The sequence below is a fragment of the Stratiformator vulcanicus genome (genome assembly GCF_007744515.1).
GTDB classification, from domain to species: Bacteria; Planctomycetota; Planctomycetia; order Planctomycetales; family Planctomycetaceae; genus Stratiformator; species Stratiformator vulcanicus.
In genome coordinates, this window is the sequence record NZ_CP036268.1 from 4324378 (window position 1) to 4344710 (window position 20333).

The window sequence follows — 20333 nt, forward strand, 5'->3', positions numbered from 1 at the left end:
TCCAAGCGGCAAGACGGGTTGAACTGGACCGAGGATTGATGGACCTGCACCACTGGCAACTCAAGCGAAACCCCTTCCGCGACGGAGTCGAATCCGACGTGTGGTGCGCGATCGGTGCACACGCCGGGGCATCGCTGAAATTGCGGCATGTGATCGAGTCTCGCGAGGGGGCGGCGGCGCTCATCGGAGAACCGGGCAGCGGCAAATCCCAATTGGTGCATTACACCGCGGATGAATTCTCTGAAACCGAACGCTTAACGCATGTCCTGAATGTCCCTCGCTGCTCCGCAGAAGACTTGCTGGAAGAGATCGTGTTCGCGGTGACCGGGGATGCGGGCCCGGCTCTTCATCCGACCAGAGCGATCCGACGCCTCGCCCGTTGGGCCGAGAATGCGCCGGACGGGGCCGTCGTGATGATTGATGATGCCCAGGAACTCGGCGAAGACGCATTGCGGCGAGCCGTACTGCCGATGCTGCGGGCGACCGAGCGGATTACCGTGATCCTGTCCGGAACTCGCCCCTTGCTCACGTCGCTCCGCAAAATCGAGCCGTTGGCACAACGGATCGCCGTGACGGCATGGCTGACGCCGCTGAACGAGAACGACGTTCGGACCTATATTGAGCAACGGCTGGGCTGCGTCGATTCGAATGCCCAAATATTCTCCGACGACGCCCTTCGCTCGCTATCAGAACTTTCGCGCGGAATTCCGCGGTTAATTAATCGCCTCGCCGCGTTCTCGATGCTGCTCGCCGAAACCGATCAACGTGAAACGGTGCGCGAAAGCGACGTCGAACGCGTAGCGTCCGAACTCATCTGCCTTCCGACGGGTCTCGCCGACGCCGCGTAACGGTACGGAAAAGTTAACGTCCTTCGGGTGGCCGGGGACGGCGTTTTAGACGCCCCCGGAACGCAAACTCTCGAACTCAGGACTGTTTGACATAGGTGACACTAAAGACGAGGTCACTGTGGGCGTCGTAAAGATGCGGTCCGCAGACATCCATGTAAGAAAAGACCCGCTGCCGAGGCAGCGGGTCTTTTTCATTCGATGGCGCAATTGCAGCGCCGCTATTCGACATAGAAGCCGCTGTCGGGGTCAGCCGGGACGCTCGCCTCTTTCAGCTTCACGTCTTTGGGCCGGCGGTCGCCTTTCGCCTTCTTCTGGGCCTCGCGTTCGGCCTTCTTTTCGTAACGGCGCAGTTCGCGGAGCGACTTCTCGACCGGCGGCTGCGTGTAACCGGAAGCCGCGGTCCAAGCGGTGCTCGTCGCGTGTCCCTCGACGTGGTAGCTCTGATCGAGACTCCGGATCGCGAACGCGGTCTCTTTCAATTCCGCATTGATGGAATTCGCCATCATGTTCAGACCGACCGTCGCGCCGACCACGCCGACAGTGCCGAGAACAACGGCTTCCGCAGACAGCAACACGCCGGCATCATCCGACCAGAGGTCTTTCAAAATACGCATCTCTCTCTCCCGTAATAGTTTGTGTCAAACAATCTCTGTGCGTGAGAGACGTCGACCGGGAAACCGTGATGCGGATGAGAGAGCCGCTGCCTGAAAGACCGCCGACCCGATCGACATAACCAGAATGATCGGTGTGACCGGCCGTTGTAAAGGGGCGTGTTTCAGGAAGTTTACAAATTGTGAGAAAGATGCGTCATTTGCTTTGCGCCGAACGCGACTTCATGGCCACAGGAGTCAGTCGTTCCACCGCGATCATCGGAATCGGAAACTGGGGATTGGAGAACCGTTTGCCATCGACCCCCATCGCTTTGCCGATAAACCGCTCCAAATCGATCCCCGGCTGATCCTTGAGATACGAGACAGCTTTCCCGTCCGGACCGACGAGCACGAATTCCGGCGTCTGGGGATCGGAGCCGCTCGACCTCTCAATCCGCCCGACGGCATCAAACCTTCGTGGTCGGGACTTCCCCGATGCCTTCGATTTCTGGCGTCCGCGAGATTTCGAACCCGTCGAGGTGACGTGTCGGGGCTTGGGAAGCCGATTGACCTGCGACGTTCGGGGCGCTTCACGTGTCTCCGCCTCGGCGACCTTTTCGACGGAGATTGCTCCCGCAGCGAGTTTTACCTGCGTGTCGTGCAGAGCCGCATCGCGACGATCGGTTGCCGATGTCAGTTTCACGTATTCACGGTATTCGTTGCGGACCACTTCAAGCCGATCGACCTTCGCGAGACGGACGGCAATGGCGCGGGCGATCGCCGCCGGGGCCTGTGCCTGCAACTGCGTCAGTTCCTCGCGGGCGCTCTCGATATCCCACTTCGACGGCTCCTCGGAGGTCATCGTTTCGAAAGCCGCGTCGATGTCTTTAATGACATCCCAGCCGATCGCCGGACCGCCCGTCGCGGAGTTACCGGCATCGGCAACTTGCGCGGGAACATTGTGGCCGGAGGGCTCGGGACCATCTTCGCCGGTCACCACAGGCGGCTCGATCTCCGCTTTCGCCGTTTGCCACAAGCCGGCGGCATCGGTGAGTTCTTCGACTTCCGCGAATGACTGAGGCCGCTCTGTCGCGGAAGGTACGGCATACGGGTCGCGATCCTGTTGATCGCGGACATGATCGGCCGCGGGCGTGAGGAACTGCCCCGGCACCCAACGATATTCTCCCTGCGGCGGGACAATCGCCGTGTAACCTTCCGGCAATTTGACGCCGACGGGCAAATCGTACGGACGAACCCGCGCCCCGCGATTGAGGCGAATCTGTTCGACATCCAGCTCGTCCGACTCATAACTTCCGACGCGGACGCTCACATTATCGGCCGTGATCTCGGCGAGGCCGCCGCGGAGCGGTTCGACGGAATCGGTCGGGACGAGGCTGAAGCCGCCCTGCGGCACGACGATCATGTACCAGCCGCCCGGATCATGCCGAAAGACGACGACACGCTCGCCCCGCTGAAGTTTCGTGGTGAGGTAGAAATCTTCACCCGGGCCACTGCGAACCGGAAGGCCGTCACTCATGACAACGGCTTCATACGGAAACTCGCGAACCTGCGCGCCAGCAGTGCCGAAGGACAAGCTGAGCAAAACAGCGGCAGCGATCAGAATTTGAACACGAACCGACATGACGGACTCCTTCCGCAACCGAAGTTCGGTCGTTATCGCGGATGAGACGTACGGGTGGGAAGTCGCCTGAAACAGCGAAGGGAACGGCGTTGTAGAAAATCGACAAATTTCACTCAAGATCGGATCAATGGCCGCGCTGCAGCATCCACGGGCCTTCTCCTCCCGGAAGAAGGCGCCCGAAGGCGGATGAGGGCACGTCGTGCCTCTGTGCCTGCGGCAGCGACAATGGGCCTTCTCCCTCGGGAGAAGGTGGCCGATAGGCCGGATGAGGGGTCAGTGGGGCGGTGATCGAACGGCACCGCTGTCTGCTCCTCAGCTCTCCTCAAGAGCAACGCACCGCGGCGGTCTATCGAACCGCCGCTACATCCCCTCACCCCAACCCTCTCCCGAGCGGAGAGGGGGCACTGCGCGCCTTTGTGCCTGCGGCAGCGACCACGGGCCTTCTCCACTCGGGAGAACGTGGCCGATAGGCCGGATGAGGGGATGGTGGGGCACTCACAGGACGCCACCGCTGTTTGCTCTTAATTTCACGCAAGAGAGCATCCTATCGCGGTTGTTCGATATACCTCCGCCGCATCCCCTCACCCCAACCCTCTCCCGAGCGGAGAGGGGGCACTGCGTACCTTCGTGCCTGCGGCAGCATTAGCGAGCCTTCTCCACTCGGGAGAAGGTGGCCGAAGGCCGGATGAGGGGTCAGTGGGGCGGTGATCGAACGGCACCGCTGTTTGCTCTTCATCTCTACCCAAAGAGCAGCGCACCGCGGCGGCCAATCAACCTGCCGCCGAACCCCCTCACCCCAACCCTCTCCCGAGCGGAGAGGGGGCACTTCGTGCCATTTTGCCTGCGGCAGCGACAATGGGCCTTCTCCTCTCGGGAGAAGGTGGCCGAAGGCCGGATGAGGGGTCAGTGGGGCGGTGATCGAACGGCACCGCTGTTTGCTCTTCAACTCTACCCAAAGAGCAGCGCACCGCGGCGGCCAATCAACCCGCCGCCGCACCCCCTCACCCCAACCCTCTCCCGAGCGGAGAGGGGGTACTGCGTACCTGCGGCAGCAACCGCGGGTCGGAACTCGCTTACTCGCGAATCGCCCAGAGTGAGTCGAACGTTCTCAGATAGATCGTTCCGTTCGAGATCGCCGGTGACGACGCGAGGGCCTCATCGATGTCATTTTCCGCGACGACCTCAAAGTCCCGTCCGCTTTTTACGACCGTCACATGTCCATCTCGGGCCGAGAGGTAGATATGACCGTCGGCGTAGACCGGCGAAGCACGATGTCGTTGGTTGTGGGTTCGTTCGTAATAAATCTGCTCACCGGAATCCTGATCAAGGCACAGCAGTTTGCCGTCTTCCCGGCACAGATAGACAACCCCGTCATGCACGAGCGGAGACGGCACATCCGGCGTGTATCTCGGGTAGACCCAGCGGAGCGCTGATTCGTCGGCAGTCACATCCCCATTGACATCGGGCCGAACGGCGAAGATTGGTCCATTCTTGGCCGTCGGTGAGACTACGATCCCCGGTGCCGGACATGGCGAGGAAACGAACCGCAGCGTGCGGTGATAATCCTTGTCCGGATCGTCCTGCGGATTCAGTCCGCCCAGCCGCCAGGCTTCCGACCCGTCAGCGGGATCATACGCGATTGTGTAATCGGCTCCATGGGTCAGCAGCAGCGTCAGGCCGCCGTGATCGTAGAGCATCGGCGAAGCGTACGAGTGCTCGTTCTCGGCATAGGCCCCGGTGATGCGTGGCACATCCCACAATGTCGACCCGGTCGCCGTGTCGATCGCGGCGACACGGGCTTCGGTCGTGTTCGCTTTGCCGTCCCCATGAATGAGTTGCAGCAGCAACCGGTCGTTATAAAGCACCGGAGTCGAGGTCATCCCGAACTGGATGCGGAACTTGCCGAAGCGGTCTTCGACGTCGAACTTCCAGACCTCTTCCCCCTCGTGCGTGTAGCAGGCGAAATCGCCGCTGCCCATCATGACGTAAACATGCTCGGCGTCGCAGGCCGGTGAGGGCGAGGCGGAGTTCCCTTCGTCGCCACGGGCCGTCTTATTTCCTCGAGCCACCTTACGACGCCAAAGCTCCGCGCCGTCCTCGGTGGAAATGCAGATCAGGAGCAGGTCTTGCCCATCGACGCTGGAGACGAAGATCCGCTCGCCCCACACGACGGGAGTCGCTCCGGCCGGTCCCGGCAGATCGACTTTCCAAGCGACGTTTGTGTCGGCATCCCAACGCGTCGGTACGTCGGTCTCAACGGAGATGCCGTTGAACGTCGGCCCTCGCCACTGCGGCCAGTTTTCGGCCCCGCTGATGTCGGCCATCATCCCGCAGCAGACGAACGTGAGGATGCAACCGAAGCTGTAAGAACGCGGCATAGGAGTCTTCCCCGGTGGCGGAAGTTTGGAAGTCGTTACAGTAACTTTGAGAGTCAGCCAGTACTCCCAGTGTGTTCTCGCCGCGACGGCGGGTCAAATATCGAAGGCACCGAGCGGGCCGTTCCGCCGCGACCATCGTAGGAGATTTTCGATGAAGCTCTTTTTCGCCGGCCAATGGCGCGACACCGATGCGACGGTCGAGGTCACGAATCCGTTCGATGATTCCGTGATTGACGAGGTTCCGAAAGCATCAGCCGCGGATGTCGATCAGGCACTTGAGACATTGGTCAACGGTGCGAAAGCGATGCGGGCGATGACGGCCTATCGTCGTGCCGAAATCTTGAGCAAAGCGGCCGACCTGATGCGACAACGGCGGGACGAGTTCGCTGAGACGATCAGCCGTGAAGAAGGGAAGCCGCTTTCGGAAGCAAAGACGGAGGCGAGTCGGTCGATCGAAACGATGACGCTCAGCGCCGAAGAGGCGAAGCGAATCACTGGCGAGACCGTGCCGATGGACGCCGCGTCCAACGGCTCCGGACGGATGGGCTTCACGATTCGCGTCCCGTGCGGTGTCGTCGCCGCGATCACGCCCTTTAATTTCCCGCTCAATCTCGTGGTCCATAAGGTGGGTCCCGCACTCGCGGCCGGAAATGCGATTCTGGTCAAGCCTGCGAGCGACACGCCGCTCTCCGCTCTCAAGTTGATCGAAGTGCTCCTTGAAGCCGGTGTGCCCGACGAAGCAATGGCCTGCCTTGTCGGGCCGGGCAGCGAACTTGGCGAAGCGATCTGCACCGATGAGCGGGTTCGCAAAATCTCGTTTACCGGCAGTGACGAGGTCGGTGCGAAAATCTGCAAGATGGCCGGCATCAAGAAGGTGACGATGGAACTCGGGGGCAATGCACCGGTGATCGTGATGGACGATGCCGATGTCGACGCCGTCGCCGCGGCGATTGCCCGCGGCGGGTACGCGAACGCCGGTCAAACCTGCATCTCGGCTCAGCGAATCTATACGAGTCGCAAAATTCACGGCGATGCGATCGATGCACTCAAGTCGCAAGTCGCGCAACTAAAAGTTGGAGATCAGCTTCAGCCGGAGACGAAGGTCGGCCCGCTCGTTCGAACACACGATGCGGAGCGGGTCGAATCGTGGATCGACGATGCCATCGCAGCCGGAGCACAGAAAATTCTCGGCGGGCAGCGCGACGGCTCGATCTACCAGCCGACGATTCTCGATCAGGTCACCGCCGATATGCGGGTCAGTTGCGATGAATTATTCGGTCCGGCCGTTGTCACCCAAGCGGTTGACGGCATCGATGAAGCCATCGAATTGGCGACCGACACCCGCTACGGACTCGCGGCCGGGATATTCACGCAGAACATCGCGCACGCTTTGCGGTTCGCCAGAGAAGTCGACTGCGGCGTGCTCAACATCAACGGAACCTCGACCTACCGCGCCGACCTCATGCCCTACGGCGGGCTCAAGGAAAGCGGTCTCGGCAAAGAGGGCCCCAAGTACACGGTTCGCGAGATGACCGAGGAAAAGATGGTCGTCTTTCACCCGTAGGCCGCCGCGACAACGCGTTGGCTGACCGCTCATCGTTCCGAGTGGCGGCTGATCACACGTGATGACAAAGTATTCGATCGGCAAGAGCGACATTTCCGCCCCGTGCCCCTCCCTTCGCGACAGGAATGCAAGTTGCACAACCGAAAGTTCACGATGAATTGGTCAGTTGTCAGTCACGAAAAGCAATCAGCAATTTGACCGCCCTCTAACTGTCAATTCCTGCCGATTCTTGGTTTGCTGTGCGAAAGCCGCAGCGTCGATCCAACCGAATAAAAAACACCATGAGCACCGAAAACGACGGCACAATCATCCCGAAATCGGACAAGCTCTTTTACCGCTGTCCGAACTGCACAGAAAAGGTCGTGATCGACGAGTCGCTCGTGGGCGAGGTCGTCGACTGCCCCATCGAATCGTGCAGCACGCCCTTCCTCGCCGTTGCCCCCAAGGGCGAAATTATCGGCCGCGTGAAGAAGGGCGAAGACGTTACGAATCTGCCCTTGGTCGCCACGACGATGGATCGCTCGGCTGCGGCTTCGGAAAGCCGACTGACCGCGGTCCACCCGGCCATGCTGCGGGCGAACCCGATTCTCTTCGTGATCTACGTCATCGCGATCGTCGGCGGACTGATCGCAGCGGTCGGCTTGTTCGCGACCGGGGGTGCGGTTCTGGCGGTGATCCCGCTGGGCATTGCCGTGGCCGCCGCGATCGCGTGGGGAGTTTGGTACCTCAAAGTGATCAGCACCACGCTCATTGTCACGACCAAGCGAACGGTGCTGAGACACGGCATTTTGAAGCGGGATATCAACGAGGTTCAGCACGACGACGTCCGCAACATCCAAGTGAATCAGAACATGATTCAACGGCTGTTCGACATCGGCGACATCGCGATCTCAAGCTCCGGTCAGGACGACCTCGAAATCATGGTCACCGGCATCGCCGACCCGGACGAAATCACCGAGGTCATTCGGCGGTACCAGTGATGTCTTCACCGGTCATTGAGTAAACCGGTCAATGAGTAAATCGGCGTGCTCGCCAATCAACTGTTACAAAGACGGAGCGAACCGGCTCTCTCCATCTTGCATCGGCATGACCCTGACGTGTCGTCGACCGCCGCCTGACTTGCAATAGCACCGCTTCGCATCAACGCTGGTTAATTGGTTCCAGCGTTCAACTATGCGAGGTGTCGGGATGCAACGGCGGGAATTCATGCAGTGGTCGGCAGCCGCGAGCGGCGCAGCTGCAATCGGTAGCGCAGCGACAGAGTCAGCCGCTCAGTCAGTCACTCCAGCGAATCAAGCGGACGATCTGACGGCGTACGACGATCCGGGATTCCGCGGGCCTCGCACTCTGCTCTTTCTCGATTATTTCCCGCTGACGCGCACTGATAACGTTTCAATTAAGCAGTCGACGGCCAGCTATGTGCCGGAGGGCGATTTCGTCGACCCGCTCGTCGGTCGAATGACCTATCACGATGGAGGCAGTCAGCCCTATTGGGATGATGACGCCCAGTTATGGCGACGAATCGAGGGGTATCCCGATATCTATCGATACGAGAGCGAAGACGGCATCCGCTGGCGCATCTCACCGGAACCTGACGCCCAGCCGCCGGGGGGACAGAAGCACCCACACCACCTCACGACCGCGAAACACGGCGGGTTGCCGTGCGGCACTTTCGTCGACCCACAGAAGGTTGACGGCTATCGGTTTAAAATCCCCGTTCTCGAAGGAAACGGACCGGCCTATCGGTCGGCCGTGGCGGATGAGACATCGTTCTGGCATCGGCACGCGCTGGAAGCAAAGTCGAAGGGAGGAGCTAAATTTTTTCGGCCCCGTAAGCACTCCTTTTTATGTTCGCCTGACGGAGTCAACTGGGAATACCGGCCCGATTATAACTGGGGCCAGCCGAACCTAATCACCGAAGAACACTTCACAATATTTTTTAATCATCACACGGGGCTTTACACCATTGCGATGCGAGCGCGCTGGGGCGATCGCCGCATCTTCTTTACGACGAGCGCCGACTTTAAAACCTGGACGCCCCCACGGATGGCCCTGCATCCCGATGTCATGGATCAAGGGCGGATCGAGTTTCACGGCTCATCGATTTCCCGGTACGACTCTTATTATATCGCGCTCGTCTGGTACGGGAATTACTCATCGGCCGACAACCCGCACTGGACCGGAAAAGGAACCGATCAAACCCACCTCGCCCACAGCTACGATGGGCAACACTTTATCCGTGGTCTGAGGAAGCCACTGATTCCCCTGACGCAGCCCGGACAACCGGAATTCAACGGCTTATGGACCCGGGGTCTCATTCGTCGCGATGAAGATATTTTGATCTATTCCGATACCTGGGAACGTGAATTTGCCGAGCCCGTTCAGAATGAATCGCGGTCGGATGCGATTACGCGACAACGAAGTTCCAAGCCGTTTCGGCGGCACGTCATTCACAGACTGCGGCGAGACGGGTTCACCTACCTCGAAGCGGAAGGGCACATCGGGACATTCCAAACGCACTGGATCGTTCTGCACGACGGCGAGGTCTGTTTGAATGCCGATGCGTCGCACGGCGTTATTTCCTACGAGGTGGCAAAGCTGAGGTCGGGAGACCCCATCGAAGGCTTCAGCTTCGACGAATGTGTTCCTCTCATCGGCCGGGACGAGGTCAGATTTCAATTGCGCTTCAAGGAGCATCCCAATCTGCAGGCGGCGACCAACCGGCAAATTTACATCCGCTTCCGTATTGAGCGGGCCAAAGTCTATTCCCTCACGATGAACTTCGGCACCGACCCGACGCATCGTGACCGAATCGAACTCGACATGCCTATTCATGATCCGAGTTGGATTTATTAAACACAGCAATATAGCCCCGACCGGGAGGGAGGGGACGAGGTTCCTTCGATTCAAGAGTGGCCCGGACACCGTCCGGGTCGAGCAGCGACAAGAGCATTCGGGAAACCTTTCCCTGCGAAACCGGCATCGAATATTCTCAGTGATCGGCAGCTGAATGCTCTGGCGGCTGCGCCGCACGGACGTTGTCCGTGCCACTCCGGACTTGGCTCGCAGTTAAGAGAACAACCTACTATTAGGTTTGTGATACAGCCCCGACCGGTAGGGAGGGGGTCAGGGTTGGGTGGCCTTAACGTCATCCCCTCCCTCCCGGTCGGGGCTGCAAGGGTTGGCTATTCGTGACTGAATCCGCTCAATTGCCCAAGCGGCGGCTTCTCGAATTAAGGGCTCTTCATCACTCGTCGCGTGCTCCAAGGCAGCGAGATGTGATCGTTCGCCCGTGTTGCCAAGGACGATGGCGGCATTGCGGAGCAAACCCGCACGTTTGGGCCGATTGAGTGGGGACTTCTTAAATCGCTTGCGGAATTCGTCAGGAGCCATTCTAAGAAGCTCGACGCAATCGGCCGGATTGAGATCATCCTTGGGCTCAAATTCGCCAGAGCGTGAAAGGCGTTTGCGTTCGTCTTCGGGCTGATGAATTGCCCGCGCGCCATCGCGGTTCCAGGGGCAGACCTCTTGGCAAATGTCGCAGCCGAACATCCAATCGCCGATGCCGTCGCGCAGCTCAATTGGAATTTCGGCTTTCAACTCGATCGTGAGGTAGGAAATGCATTTGCGGGCGTCGAGTTCATAGGGACCGACCAAGGCGTCCGTCGGACAGGCTTCTAAGCAACGGGTGCAGGTACCGCAATGGCCGGAAAGATGCGGCTGGTCGACGGGTAATTCAATGTCGGTGAGCAGCGCCCCGAGAAAAAGATAGCTCCCCTTCCATTTATTAATGAGAACAGTGTTCTTACCAAACCAACCGAGGCCGGCCAGGCGGGCGAAGTCGCGTTCCAACAGGGGCGCCGTATCAACGATCGGTCGGGTGTGGCAGCCGGGGACGGCGTCATGCAACACATTCGCAAGTTTCTTCAGCCGCGACTTAATCACGTCGTGGTAGTCGGCTTCGCCCCAGGCGTACCGGGCCACCCTCCCCTGCCCCGGTGCGGTCGGCTGCGGTTCCTCGGTGCGATAGTTAAGCGCGACCATGATCACGCTTTTCACGTCGGGCAGCACGTGTCGCGGGTGCTCATAGGCCTCCCGGCGATTCGGTAGATAGTGCATCTCGCCGGCATGCCCGCGATGAAGCCATTCAAGAAACGACGGGTACCCTGGCGGCGTCACAGCCGGGGCGATCCCGCAGAGGTCAAACCCGAGGGCTGCGGCTTTGGTTTTCATCGTGTCAGAGAGGTCTGAGCGTGACATTCAAAGTAAACCCAGACGTGTTGCGCTCGGAACGGTTTCTATTCAGCTAAGATACAAGCCCGAGGCGCAAGCCGTCGGGAGAATCGCTGGCGGACCGTCCATTAGCTTGCACCTTTGGTTGGCACTTTAATCGCTTCTATTTAATTGCTGCTGCGCTCAGGTCGTCTCCCGACGGCTTGCGCCTCGGGCTTGTAAGCGACTCACCCGTTCGGATACGGCCGAGAAAAGACCGGCTTAGCATCGCTCGACGCTTCGGCATTGTAACAGTATCCGTCGGCACTGAAGTCTTTAAGGTCGTCGGGACTTTTCGCCCGGCTTTCGACGATATAGCGCGCCATCAGGCCGCGGGCTTTTTTGGCGTAGAAGCTCATCATGACGAGCTTGCCCTCTTTCTTTTCTTTGAAGGCGGGGATGACGACCGGCAGGTCGAGCGACTTCGCATCGATCGCTTTGAAATATTCGTTCGACGCGAGATTGACGAGCGCCTTGGAGGCTCGTCGACCGGCCGTCAGATCCTCGCGGAGCGTCTCGGTCAGCCGGTCGCCCCAGAAATCGTAGAGCGTCGCCGGTTTGCCCTTGGTGAACTTCGTTCCCATTTCGAGTCGGTACGGCTGGATCAAATCGAGCGGCCTCAGAAGGCCGTAAAGACCGGAGAGAATGCGGACATGATTCTGGGCATAGTCGAGATCGCGCTTCGTGAGGGAGTCGGCGTCGAAGCCGTCGTAGACGTCGCCGCGAAAGTAGAGTGCCGCCGGGACCGAATTACCGGCGTCGTGTGGACGAGACCAGTCGCTGAAGCGTTCGCGATTGAGGTCGGCGAGGTCTTCGCTGATCCCCATCAAATTCTGCAATTGCTTCGAAGAAAATTTCCGCAGCCGTTCAACGAGTTTTTGTGATTCGTCGAGGAGTCGCGGCTCTGTGAGATCGAGCGATCGTGATTTCGAGGGCGGTTCCATCGTCTTGGACGGCGACAGCACGCAGAGCATCGGGGGAACGCTTTCAAAAATTCGGGGATCGACTGGCTTGCCGATGATAGTCCGGGGGCGGTACCAATCAACGCGTCAAATACAGACCGACTTCGACCGACCGAGGCCACACGCTCGGTGGTGCGGACGAGTCAGAGTTGCGAGCGGGCCGAAATTCTATGCGGATTCTGGTGGGTTGGGACAACGCCGAGCAGGCCGAGCTCGTCGGACAGTTCCTCAATATTGACGAGCAGTCGGCCGATGTCGTCATCGGTCCGGAGCCCTTTGCGGCGAAGATCGACGCCGAGCAGTGGCCGTACGATGCCGTGCTGATGACGCTGACGCTACCCGATCATGAGTCGGCGAGCGTACTGTTCACGCGGCTGCGGCAACGGTTCCCGAGATGCCCGGTCATCGCGGCCTGTTCTTCGGAAGAGGTCTATCGCCTTGCCGGTTATCTGCGGCACGGCTTGCGATCCTACGTGCTCAGAGACTTTGGCGGGGACTTTATCTTTCTGCTCAAGACGACTTTGCAAAGCACGCTCGAAGCCGTGCAGGCGGAAGTCGCGCAGCAGGCGTCCGAACAGATGCGGGCGGAGATCGACGCCGCCCACCGGTTCCAGCAGTCGGTCATCCCGAAGTTCCTGCCTCAACCGGACGGCTACGAAATTGCCGCTCGATACGAACCGGCCGAGATCCGGGTCGAGGGAACCTCTCACATCCGGTTGGCGGGTGGCGATTACTACGATGCGTGGCAGATGCAGATTCCGGGGCAGATGCCCTTCTCTCGCACTAAAGCGACCTGCTTGTTACTGGCCGATGCCGCCGGACATGGGATGAGGGCATGCCTGTCGATCACGGCGCTCGACGCGGTCATGCGGTTTACGGCCCCTCGGCTGCACCGAGACCCCGGCAGTCTGATGGGTTCGCTGAACCGTTCCTATTGCCGCCAACGCGTGAATCAACATGGCGGCAGTCTCGTGACGGCTGTCTATGCGGTGCTCGACGCATCGAAGCACCGCGTCACCTGGACCTCGGCGGGACATCCTTTGCCGCTACTGCACGATGTCAAACGCGGAAAAGTCGGCTCGCTGCGAAAGGCCGGGCCGAATTCCTCTCCGTTGGGCACTGATCGCGACAGCATCTACCAAAAGAACGTCGCCGAGTTGCCCCGCGACGGTCGATTGCTCCTCTACACCGACGGCCTGACCGAAGCCGGTCCGCCCGATCGAAAGCAGGATCAGTTCGGGACGGACGGCATCTCCAAAGTCCTGCGTGAGACGACCGAAGCCTCGCCGGCTGAGACGCTTGAAGCGTTGTTCAAAGCAGCGTCCGACTTCACCGAGGGTGCCGGGCGGGACGACGATACGTCGGCGCTTTTGATCGCGAGAAAAGATTGAGCAGTAAGCTTGGTCGATTGCCCTATCAACGTAATCGGGCGAGCAAGGGCGTCATCAAGATGGCGTCCCTTGCTTGCGCTGCGGGCTTGTTGATCAGTTTCCTCGAGCTGCTTCGGCTTTGCTTAGCGGGGGTCGCACGGTGTCATCTGCGAAGGGCTGTGCTTTCGCCAGGTCGTGATCGAGATTTCGGTAGAGTGTGTAGTGGGTTCCAGCGTTGAGTCTGGCGATACGTCAACGTGCTTCGTTAATCCAGGCCTCAGCGATCACGAAAAAGTTCTGCGCCGCTCAAACACTCATTCGCACAAGCCGCGCACGAAGTAAGCGGATCAAGGTGGCGGTCGCGATCGATCCGCTTACTTCGTGCGCGGCTTGTTGTGAGGCGGCACAAAAAAAGCCGCCCCCTGGTGGGGGCGGCTTTCTGGGTCGATCCTCCGGCGGACCGGATTTTCATCAGTGCGTTGCGGGCTCACAAAGCGGGTCTCTTAGCGGTCGAACTTCGGCAGTCGATTGGTTCGCGAGCCTCTTCCTACTTCGTCCTGCGGCGCGGGTTGCCACGAGTCGAATTCGTCGACTTCGACATTGAAACCTTCGAATGACATCTCTTCGCTGAACGCCGCTTCTTCAGTGAAGTTTGAAGCGGTCGATGCCGAGTCGCCGTCGTCCCAGTCATCGGGGATGCCGGAGGTCTCGGCGAACATCAATGCGACTTCAGCCAACTCGTGCTGACCTTCGGCTTCAAAGCATTCGCCGAGGGCGGCCCAGGCACCACGATTGAACGGCGCGGAAATCGATTCGGCGGCATTCTGAAGACGATCGATCGCTTCGATAAATCGGCTTTGCTTTTGGAACGCCTGGCCGAACAGAAAGTCGACGGCGGGCTGCAATTCACCGCAGTCACCGAGTTGGTCGAGCTCGCGTTCGGCTTGCGCTGGCATGCCGAGTTCGAGATACCCATCCGCCGCCATGACCTGACGAAGGACGCGGTTGTGTTCGGCTTGGGCTGCTGCGAGGCGGTTGTCGTTCATCTCGGATTCCCTCTTCGTCGGATGCGGCGTTGCGTTGCCGATTGATGTTTGCCGTTGTCGCAAAGGACTAAGGCAACCGGCGTGCCAAAACTGCGTCGGACGGGGGTTCAATTGGTGACAATCAATGCGGGTAAAGGTTTACGTCGACTCATCGCGACCGATGGAACTCGCGGAATTGCAAAAGGTGCGATTCTTCGGGTCTTCGCGTCTGTAAAAGCGGGGAATGTTTTGTGTGAGTTGCGGATGACCCGTCCCCGACGCATCATAAGTTTCCGATTCGAGCCTCGTGCCTTCGCGGAACGAGACGGCCCGGATGTCATTTCGGCTTCGCGGTGATCGACGTCGGCCGCGTCACGACAGCTATTGTCCCACCTGCAGGATTTCACATGTTGCGATACTTCACCCGAATCTTGATTTTGCTCGCCGTCATCGCAGCGGTCGTGCCGACCGCCGCGGCGGAGCGACCGAACGTCCTCTTTATCTTTACGGACGACCACGCGGCGCATGCGTTGTCCTGTTACGGCTCGAAGATCAACGAGACGCCAAATCTCGATCGCATCGCCAACGAGGGCATGCGATTCGACAACTGCTTCTGCACGAATTCGATCTGCGGGCCGAGTCGGGCGGTGATCCTGACCGGCAAGCACAGCCACCTCAACGGCTTCATGACGAACGGGCAGCGGTTCGATGGTTCGCAACAGACTTTTCCGAAATTGTTAGGGGCGTCCGGGTATCAGACGGCGATGATCGGCAAGTGGCATTTGAAATCGAACCCGACGGGATTCGACCACTACGAAGTGCTGATCGGTCAGGGGCCTTACTACAATCCACCGATGCTCAGGAACGGCGAGAAGGTCAAACACACCGGATACACCACCGACGTTATTACCGACATCACCCTCGATTGGCTGAAGAATGGACGCGACCCTTCCAAACCCTTCATGCTGATGTCGCAGCACAAGGCTCCCCATAGAAATTGGCAACCGGGGCCGAAATACCTCACGAAGTACGACGACGTCGACATCCCCGAGCCGCACGATTTGTTCGACGACTACGAAGGCATGGGGACCGCGGCCCGCACGCAAGACATGTCGATCGAAAGGACGCTGAATAAAGGCGACCTTAAATTGAACGCGCCCGGCAACCTTACGCCGGAACAGAAACAGAAGTGGCAAGACGCTTACGACGCGAAGAACGAGGCGTTCCGGAAGTCTGATCTCAAGGGCGACGATTTGATTCGCTGGAAGTACCAGCGTTACATCAAGGACTACCTGCGAACGATCGACTCGGTCGATGAAAATGTCGGGCGAGTACTCGATTACCTTGAAGAAGCAGGACTGGCCGAGAACACGGTCGTGATCTACTCCTCCGATCAGGGCTTCTACCTCGGCGACCACGGTTGGTTCGACAAGCGATTCATGTACGAAGAATCGCTGCGGATGCCGCTGATGGTCCGCTGGCCGGGTGTGGTCAAAGCGGGCAGCGTGTCAAACGCACTGGTTCAGAACCTCGACTTCGCTGAGACTTTTCTGAACATCGCCCAAACCGAGATCCCCGCCGACATGCAGGGGCGGAGCATCGTTCCGATTCTCGAGACCGGCAAGACCCCCGGCGATTGGCGTGACGCGATCTACTATCAGTACTACGAATTTTTCGAGAATCGCAAAGCGGCTCACGATGTCCGGCGTCACTACGGCGTTCGGACCGACCGCTACAAGTTGATCCACTTCTACAACATTGACGAGTGGGAGCTATACGACCTCAAGACCGACCCAGACGAACACAACAGTGTCTATGGGGACGAGGAGTTCGCCGAAGTGGTCGACCGGCTCAAGCATCGGCTGACCGAATTGCAGGAGCAATATCAAGTGCCGGACGACCGCGGATCGGTGTCGAAGGAACCGAAATGGCGACGGGAGCGACGCCGCGGCGTGTAACGTTCTATTCGTTCATGTTTCGAACATTATCTTTTAGCCGCGACCGCCAGGGAGCGTTCCGCTGCATGCCACGCTTCTTGGCGATCGCGGCTAAACACATTTTGATGTCTTCTCATCCGATACCGGATCGCCCTGCGTCACATGCTCGCCTTCGTCGCCGTCTGTATTTTGCCCGCGTTTGTGCTTTCGGCGGCGCTGACGGAAATCGTGCGACGGCTGGCACCGCGCGTGGGGCTGCTCGATAAGCCGGCCGCGCGGAAGGTGCATCAAACGCCGACGCCGTTGGGAGGCGGCATTGCCGTCTTTCTGGCTGTGATGATCCCGATGGTCGGGGCCCTCGTCGCCGCGGTATTAGCCAATGGCGGGTATTTACCGGAATGGTTGGTGCCGGCGACATTGGCTCCCCATGCCGAAGGCGCGGCCGGCAAAGTCGGACAGGTGATTGCGATCTTCGTCTCAGGGACGATCCTTGCCGCGACCGGTTTAGTTGATGATTTTCGACCGGTTCCCTGGCAGCCCCGGCTGGCGATTCAGATCGTTGCCGCCGCGATCCTCGCCATCTTCGGACCGCGAATCAGTGCATTCATCGATACGCCCGCGGTCGGCATGTTGATCACCGGCGTCTGGGTGCTTGTGCTGGTGAATGCCTTCAATTTTCTGGACAACATGAACGGACTGTCGGGCGGGGTGGCGATGATCTGCGCGATTGCGACCGCGCTAATCATGTTGACCACGTTCGAGCGTCCGCACTTTTTCGTCGGCGGCGTGATGATGATGCTCGCAGCGGCACTGGCGGGATTTCTCATCCAGAACTGGCAGGGCCGCATCTTTATGGGGGATGCAGGCAGCTATTTCGTCGGGCTGCTAATGGCGACCTTCACCGCCGCGGCGACCTTCTACGAAACCGACGTCAACAGCGACCACGTGATCCTCGCTCCGCTGTGCGTCCTCGCCGTGCCGCTTTACGATTTGTGCTCCGTCGTCCTGATTCGGCTCCGAGAACGCCGCAGCCCGTTCCACCCGGACAAGAGCCACTTTTCGCACCGGCTCGTTCAACTGGGGATGAGGACGACTTCGGCGGTGCTGCTGATCTACCTCGCCACAATCACGACGGGATTGGCCGGCCTGCTGCTGTACGAAGTCGAAGATTGGTACGGTGCGTCGCTGATCGTCCTGCTCGTCGTTTGCGTGCTGGCCATCATCGCCGTTCTTGAAACGGTCGGAGTCGCGAGGGCAAAGGTCCTCGCTGCGGCGAAAGAGGCCGACGGCGCCCGGTCGCCATAAGCTTCTTCATTTTAACGGACGAGGAGACGTACGGCTGATGGCGAAGTCAGAACGGAAACGAACGACTGACTCGCCGGAACCGGCACGGCACCGCTGGCCACTCTGCCTCTTCATCGGCATTGCGACGTGTCGCTTTCTGATCCCGACCGAAGCCGCGGCACAGGGAGAGACGTTGTGGATCGCCCTGCTCGCCTGGGCCGGCCTGGGATGGGTCAACTGGACCGAGCGGCACGCCAGCCCGCAACGTGGAACGGTCACATTCGACCTCGTTGACGTCGCCCTGCTTCTGCTGATCGCGGGGCATGTCTTCTCATCGTGGGTCGTCTTCGACGGAGGCGGCGATCGCCGAGTCGCGATCACGATGTGTTGGGAATGGGCCGGCCTGTGGGCCACGTGGCGGATCGGACGTCGCATCACCGGTCCGCTTCGCGTCAACGCGCTTCGCGATTGGTTCTTCGCCCTGACCGTCGGACTTGCTGCGCTCGGCGTATGGCAGCACTACGTCTTTTATCCGACCGAATCGGCCCACTACCGCGAGTTGCGGCAGGCCGAATCGCAACTGAGCGAGCCGGGAGGCGACCGCGACGAACTGCTGGAGATTCGTCGAGAGCTGGCGGCGATGGGAGTTCCGAACGAAGAACCGGCGCGAACGCTTTGGGAAAATCGCCTGCTCAACAGCAGCGAACCGTTCGGGCTCTACGGTCTGGCCAACACGTTCGGCGGACATCTGGCATTTGCGCTGCTCATCTCCGCCCCGATTTTCGTCGCCATGATCCGGGGCAATCGCTCGATCGGTCCGGCGGCCATTGTCGCTGCTGGCGGGTTGCTGATCGTTTTGAGTCTGGTGCTGACGAAAAGCCGAACCGCGTGGGTCGGATCGGGCGTGGGGCTGGGTGTGCTGCTGGTCGGTCTACGGTTTCGCGTCGCGGCGCTAGCTCCCTGGAAAGCTGTAGCGGCAACGATCGGAGGACTCGCGTTGCTCAGCGCGTTGGCGGTCGGTGCCACTGTTTCCGGGGCATTGGACGACGAGGTGATCGGCGAGGCACCGAAGTCGGTCGCGGTGCGACTGAACTATTGGGCCGGGGCGTTGCGAGTTTTGTCCGAACGACCGGTACTCGGGACAGGCCCGGCCAATTTTCGTTCGTACTATCGCCAAGTGAAATCCCCCGACGCCAGTGAGGACATCGCCTCGCCCCACAATCTGCTGCTCGATGTCTGGGTTTCCGGCGGAATGCTCTCCGCGCTCGGATTGTTCCTGCTCGTTTCCGCATTGGCGGCCGTGGTGGTTCGAATCGCCTCGGATGCGAAGTCCGATGCCAGAACGCCGTCAGACAATGCACCTCCACCCGATGGGAAGGAGTCCCCGGAAAATTATGCCCCGCTCACCGGTTCCCTGCTCATCTATGGGATTGGCGTACCGGCAGCCGTAACAGCCGGGGGTGGCTTGCTGCTGACGACCTCACTCGACAGTCGCATCATCGCGGTCGGCTTCCTTGCTGCCGCGATGCTGTTGGTATTGAGGGGAGCGAACGTTCCACTGAGCGATTCTCGCAGCCTGTGGCCTTGGGTCGCCGGCACGGTCGCCCTGCTGATTCACCTCCTCGGTGCCGACGGCATCGAGTTCCCGGCGGTCGTGCAGACGATGTTGATCGGCCTCGTGGCCGTGGGGGCGGCTTCGAACGTGAAATGGGAACTCCGAACTCCCCGAATTTTCCCCAAAGCCGCGGCTGCAACAGCCGCGGCAATTGCATTGGCAGGCGTTGTCTTCGCCCTGCGACCAATCGTGACCGGTACGGTTGCCACCGCACACGCGCGAAATCTGATCGCAATCGGTTCCCCGCCGGCTCGCGTGCTTGAGTCCTACGATGATGCGGCCGCAGCCGATCCGCTGTCGCTCGCGCCGCTGTTGGATACGGCCCGGTATTCGACGACTCTGGCCCAATCGCGACCGAACGAGAAGCGGTGGAGTGCAGAGGCTCGTCAACGCTGGCAAATGTATTTGCAGGCCGACCCTCGCAGCGCTGCCGGATGGCTCGAGTACGCCGAATTGCTCATCGCCTCCCGACTGTGGACCAAAGAATCGGATCGCTTGAAAGCCGCTGGAGCATATCGGGAAGTCGGAGAAGCTCTTGAAAACGCGGTCTCTCTGGACCCGACGGACGCTCGGTTCCGGGCTCGGATCGCATTCGCCTGGGATGATTTCGGCTCGGCGAAGCAAGCGGGCAAACACGCCGCGGCGGCTCTGGCGCAGGACGAACGAAACCGGGCAAACGGGCACCTCGAACAGTACCTTCCGGACGGTATCCTGTCGCGGCTCAAAGATTTCGTTCAGCCTGCACTGGATTCATTGCCGCCCTCCGGCCAAGAATGAGCCAACAGGGAACCGACTTCTCGCGTAATCTTGGACGGGTTCTGTAGAGGCTCGTGTTCCCGTTTCCTG

The 20333-nt window shown here is 59.9% G+C and carries 14 protein-coding genes; 8 read left to right on the plus strand and 6 right to left on the minus strand.

The window, feature by feature from the left end:
• The first annotated feature begins 38 nt into the window (after positions 1 to 38).
• On the plus strand, positions 39 to 848 hold the full coding sequence (locus Pan189_RS17225) for an ExeA family protein (protein WP_145365326.1): 810 nt from the start codon (positions 39 to 41) through the stop codon (positions 846 to 848).
• A gap of 218 nt (positions 849 to 1066) precedes the next feature.
• Here Pan189_RS17225 and Pan189_RS17230 read toward each other — a convergent pair whose 3' ends face one another.
• From Pan189_RS17230 to Pan189_RS17240, 3 genes are all read right to left on the minus strand, one after another.
• A complete protein-coding gene (locus Pan189_RS17230; protein WP_145365327.1) occupies positions 1067 to 1462 on the minus strand; it encodes a hypothetical protein in 396 nt (131 codons plus the stop codon).
• Positions 1463 to 1655: 193 nt separating this feature from the next.
• On the minus strand, positions 1656 to 3080 hold the full coding sequence (locus Pan189_RS17235) for an SH3 domain-containing protein (protein ID WP_145365328.1): 1425 nt from the start codon (positions 3078 to 3080) through the stop codon (positions 1656 to 1658).
• 1073 nt (positions 3081 to 4153) lie between these two features.
• Entirely contained in the window at positions 4154 to 5458 is a 1305-nt protein-coding gene (locus Pan189_RS17240; RefSeq protein ID WP_145365329.1) for an outer membrane protein assembly factor BamB family protein, read from the minus strand.
• A 151-nt stretch (positions 5459 to 5609) separates the two neighbouring features.
• Here Pan189_RS17240 and Pan189_RS17245 point away from each other — a divergent pair, with 151 nt between their 5' ends.
• From Pan189_RS17245 to Pan189_RS17255, 3 genes are all read left to right on the plus strand, one after another.
• Positions 5610 to 7022 (plus strand): aldehyde dehydrogenase family protein, encoded by a 1413-nt coding sequence (locus Pan189_RS17245; protein ID WP_145365330.1) that lies wholly within the window; start codon positions 5610 to 5612, stop codon positions 7020 to 7022.
• A 281-nt stretch (positions 7023 to 7303) separates the two neighbouring features.
• Positions 7304 to 8002, plus strand: coding sequence for a PH domain-containing protein (locus Pan189_RS17250; protein WP_145365331.1), 699 nt, complete (start codon positions 7304 to 7306; stop codon positions 8000 to 8002).
• A 208-nt stretch (positions 8003 to 8210) separates the two neighbouring features.
• Positions 8211 to 9878 (plus strand): hypothetical protein, encoded by a 1668-nt coding sequence (locus Pan189_RS17255; protein WP_145365332.1) that lies wholly within the window; start codon positions 8211 to 8213, stop codon positions 9876 to 9878.
• Between the two features lie 270 nt (positions 9879 to 10148).
• Here the strand turns inward: Pan189_RS17255 and queG are convergent, their stop codons facing one another.
• Both queG and yaaA read right to left on the minus strand, forming a co-directional pair.
• Positions 10149 to 11282 (minus strand): tRNA epoxyqueuosine(34) reductase QueG, encoded by a 1134-nt coding sequence (gene queG, locus Pan189_RS17260; RefSeq protein ID WP_145365333.1) that lies wholly within the window; start codon positions 11280 to 11282, stop codon positions 10149 to 10151.
• Positions 11283 to 11482: 200 nt separating this feature from the next.
• Positions 11483 to 12268: a peroxide stress protein YaaA gene (gene yaaA / locus Pan189_RS17265; RefSeq protein WP_145365334.1), complete on the minus strand. Its 786-nt coding sequence runs from the start codon at positions 12266 to 12268 to the stop codon at positions 11483 to 11485.
• Between the two features lie 158 nt (positions 12269 to 12426).
• On the opposite strand from yaaA, the gene Pan189_RS17270 reads away from it, so the two are divergent.
• Entirely contained in the window at positions 12427 to 13647 is a 1221-nt protein-coding gene (locus Pan189_RS17270) for a PP2C family protein-serine/threonine phosphatase (RefSeq protein ID WP_145365335.1), read from the plus strand.
• A 482-nt stretch (positions 13648 to 14129) separates the two neighbouring features.
• On the opposite strand, the gene Pan189_RS17275 is transcribed toward Pan189_RS17270, so the two are convergent.
• Positions 14130 to 14672 (minus strand): hypothetical protein, encoded by a 543-nt coding sequence (locus Pan189_RS17275; protein ID WP_145365336.1) that lies wholly within the window; start codon positions 14670 to 14672, stop codon positions 14130 to 14132.
• A gap of 386 nt (positions 14673 to 15058) precedes the next feature.
• Here Pan189_RS17275 and Pan189_RS17280 point away from each other — a divergent pair, with 386 nt between their 5' ends.
• The 3 genes from Pan189_RS17280 to Pan189_RS17290 all read left to right on the plus strand — a co-directional run bounded on the left by Pan189_RS17280 (position 15059) and on the right by Pan189_RS17290 (position 20264).
• Complete coding sequence (locus Pan189_RS17280; protein ID WP_145365337.1) at positions 15059 to 16609, plus strand: sulfatase family protein; 1551 nt, start codon at positions 15059 to 15061, stop codon at positions 16607 to 16609.
• Between the two features lie 141 nt (positions 16610 to 16750).
• Positions 16751 to 17893 carry an MraY family glycosyltransferase gene (locus tag Pan189_RS17285; RefSeq protein ID WP_145365338.1) on the plus strand — a complete coding sequence of 381 codons (1143 nt, stop codon included), beginning with the start codon at positions 16751 to 16753 and terminating at the stop codon, positions 17891 to 17893.
• 37 nt (positions 17894 to 17930) lie between these two features.
• On the plus strand, positions 17931 to 20264 hold the full coding sequence (locus Pan189_RS17290; RefSeq protein WP_145365339.1) for an O-antigen ligase family protein: 2334 nt from the start codon (positions 17931 to 17933) through the stop codon (positions 20262 to 20264).
• Positions 20265 to 20333: the final 69 nt, after the last annotated feature.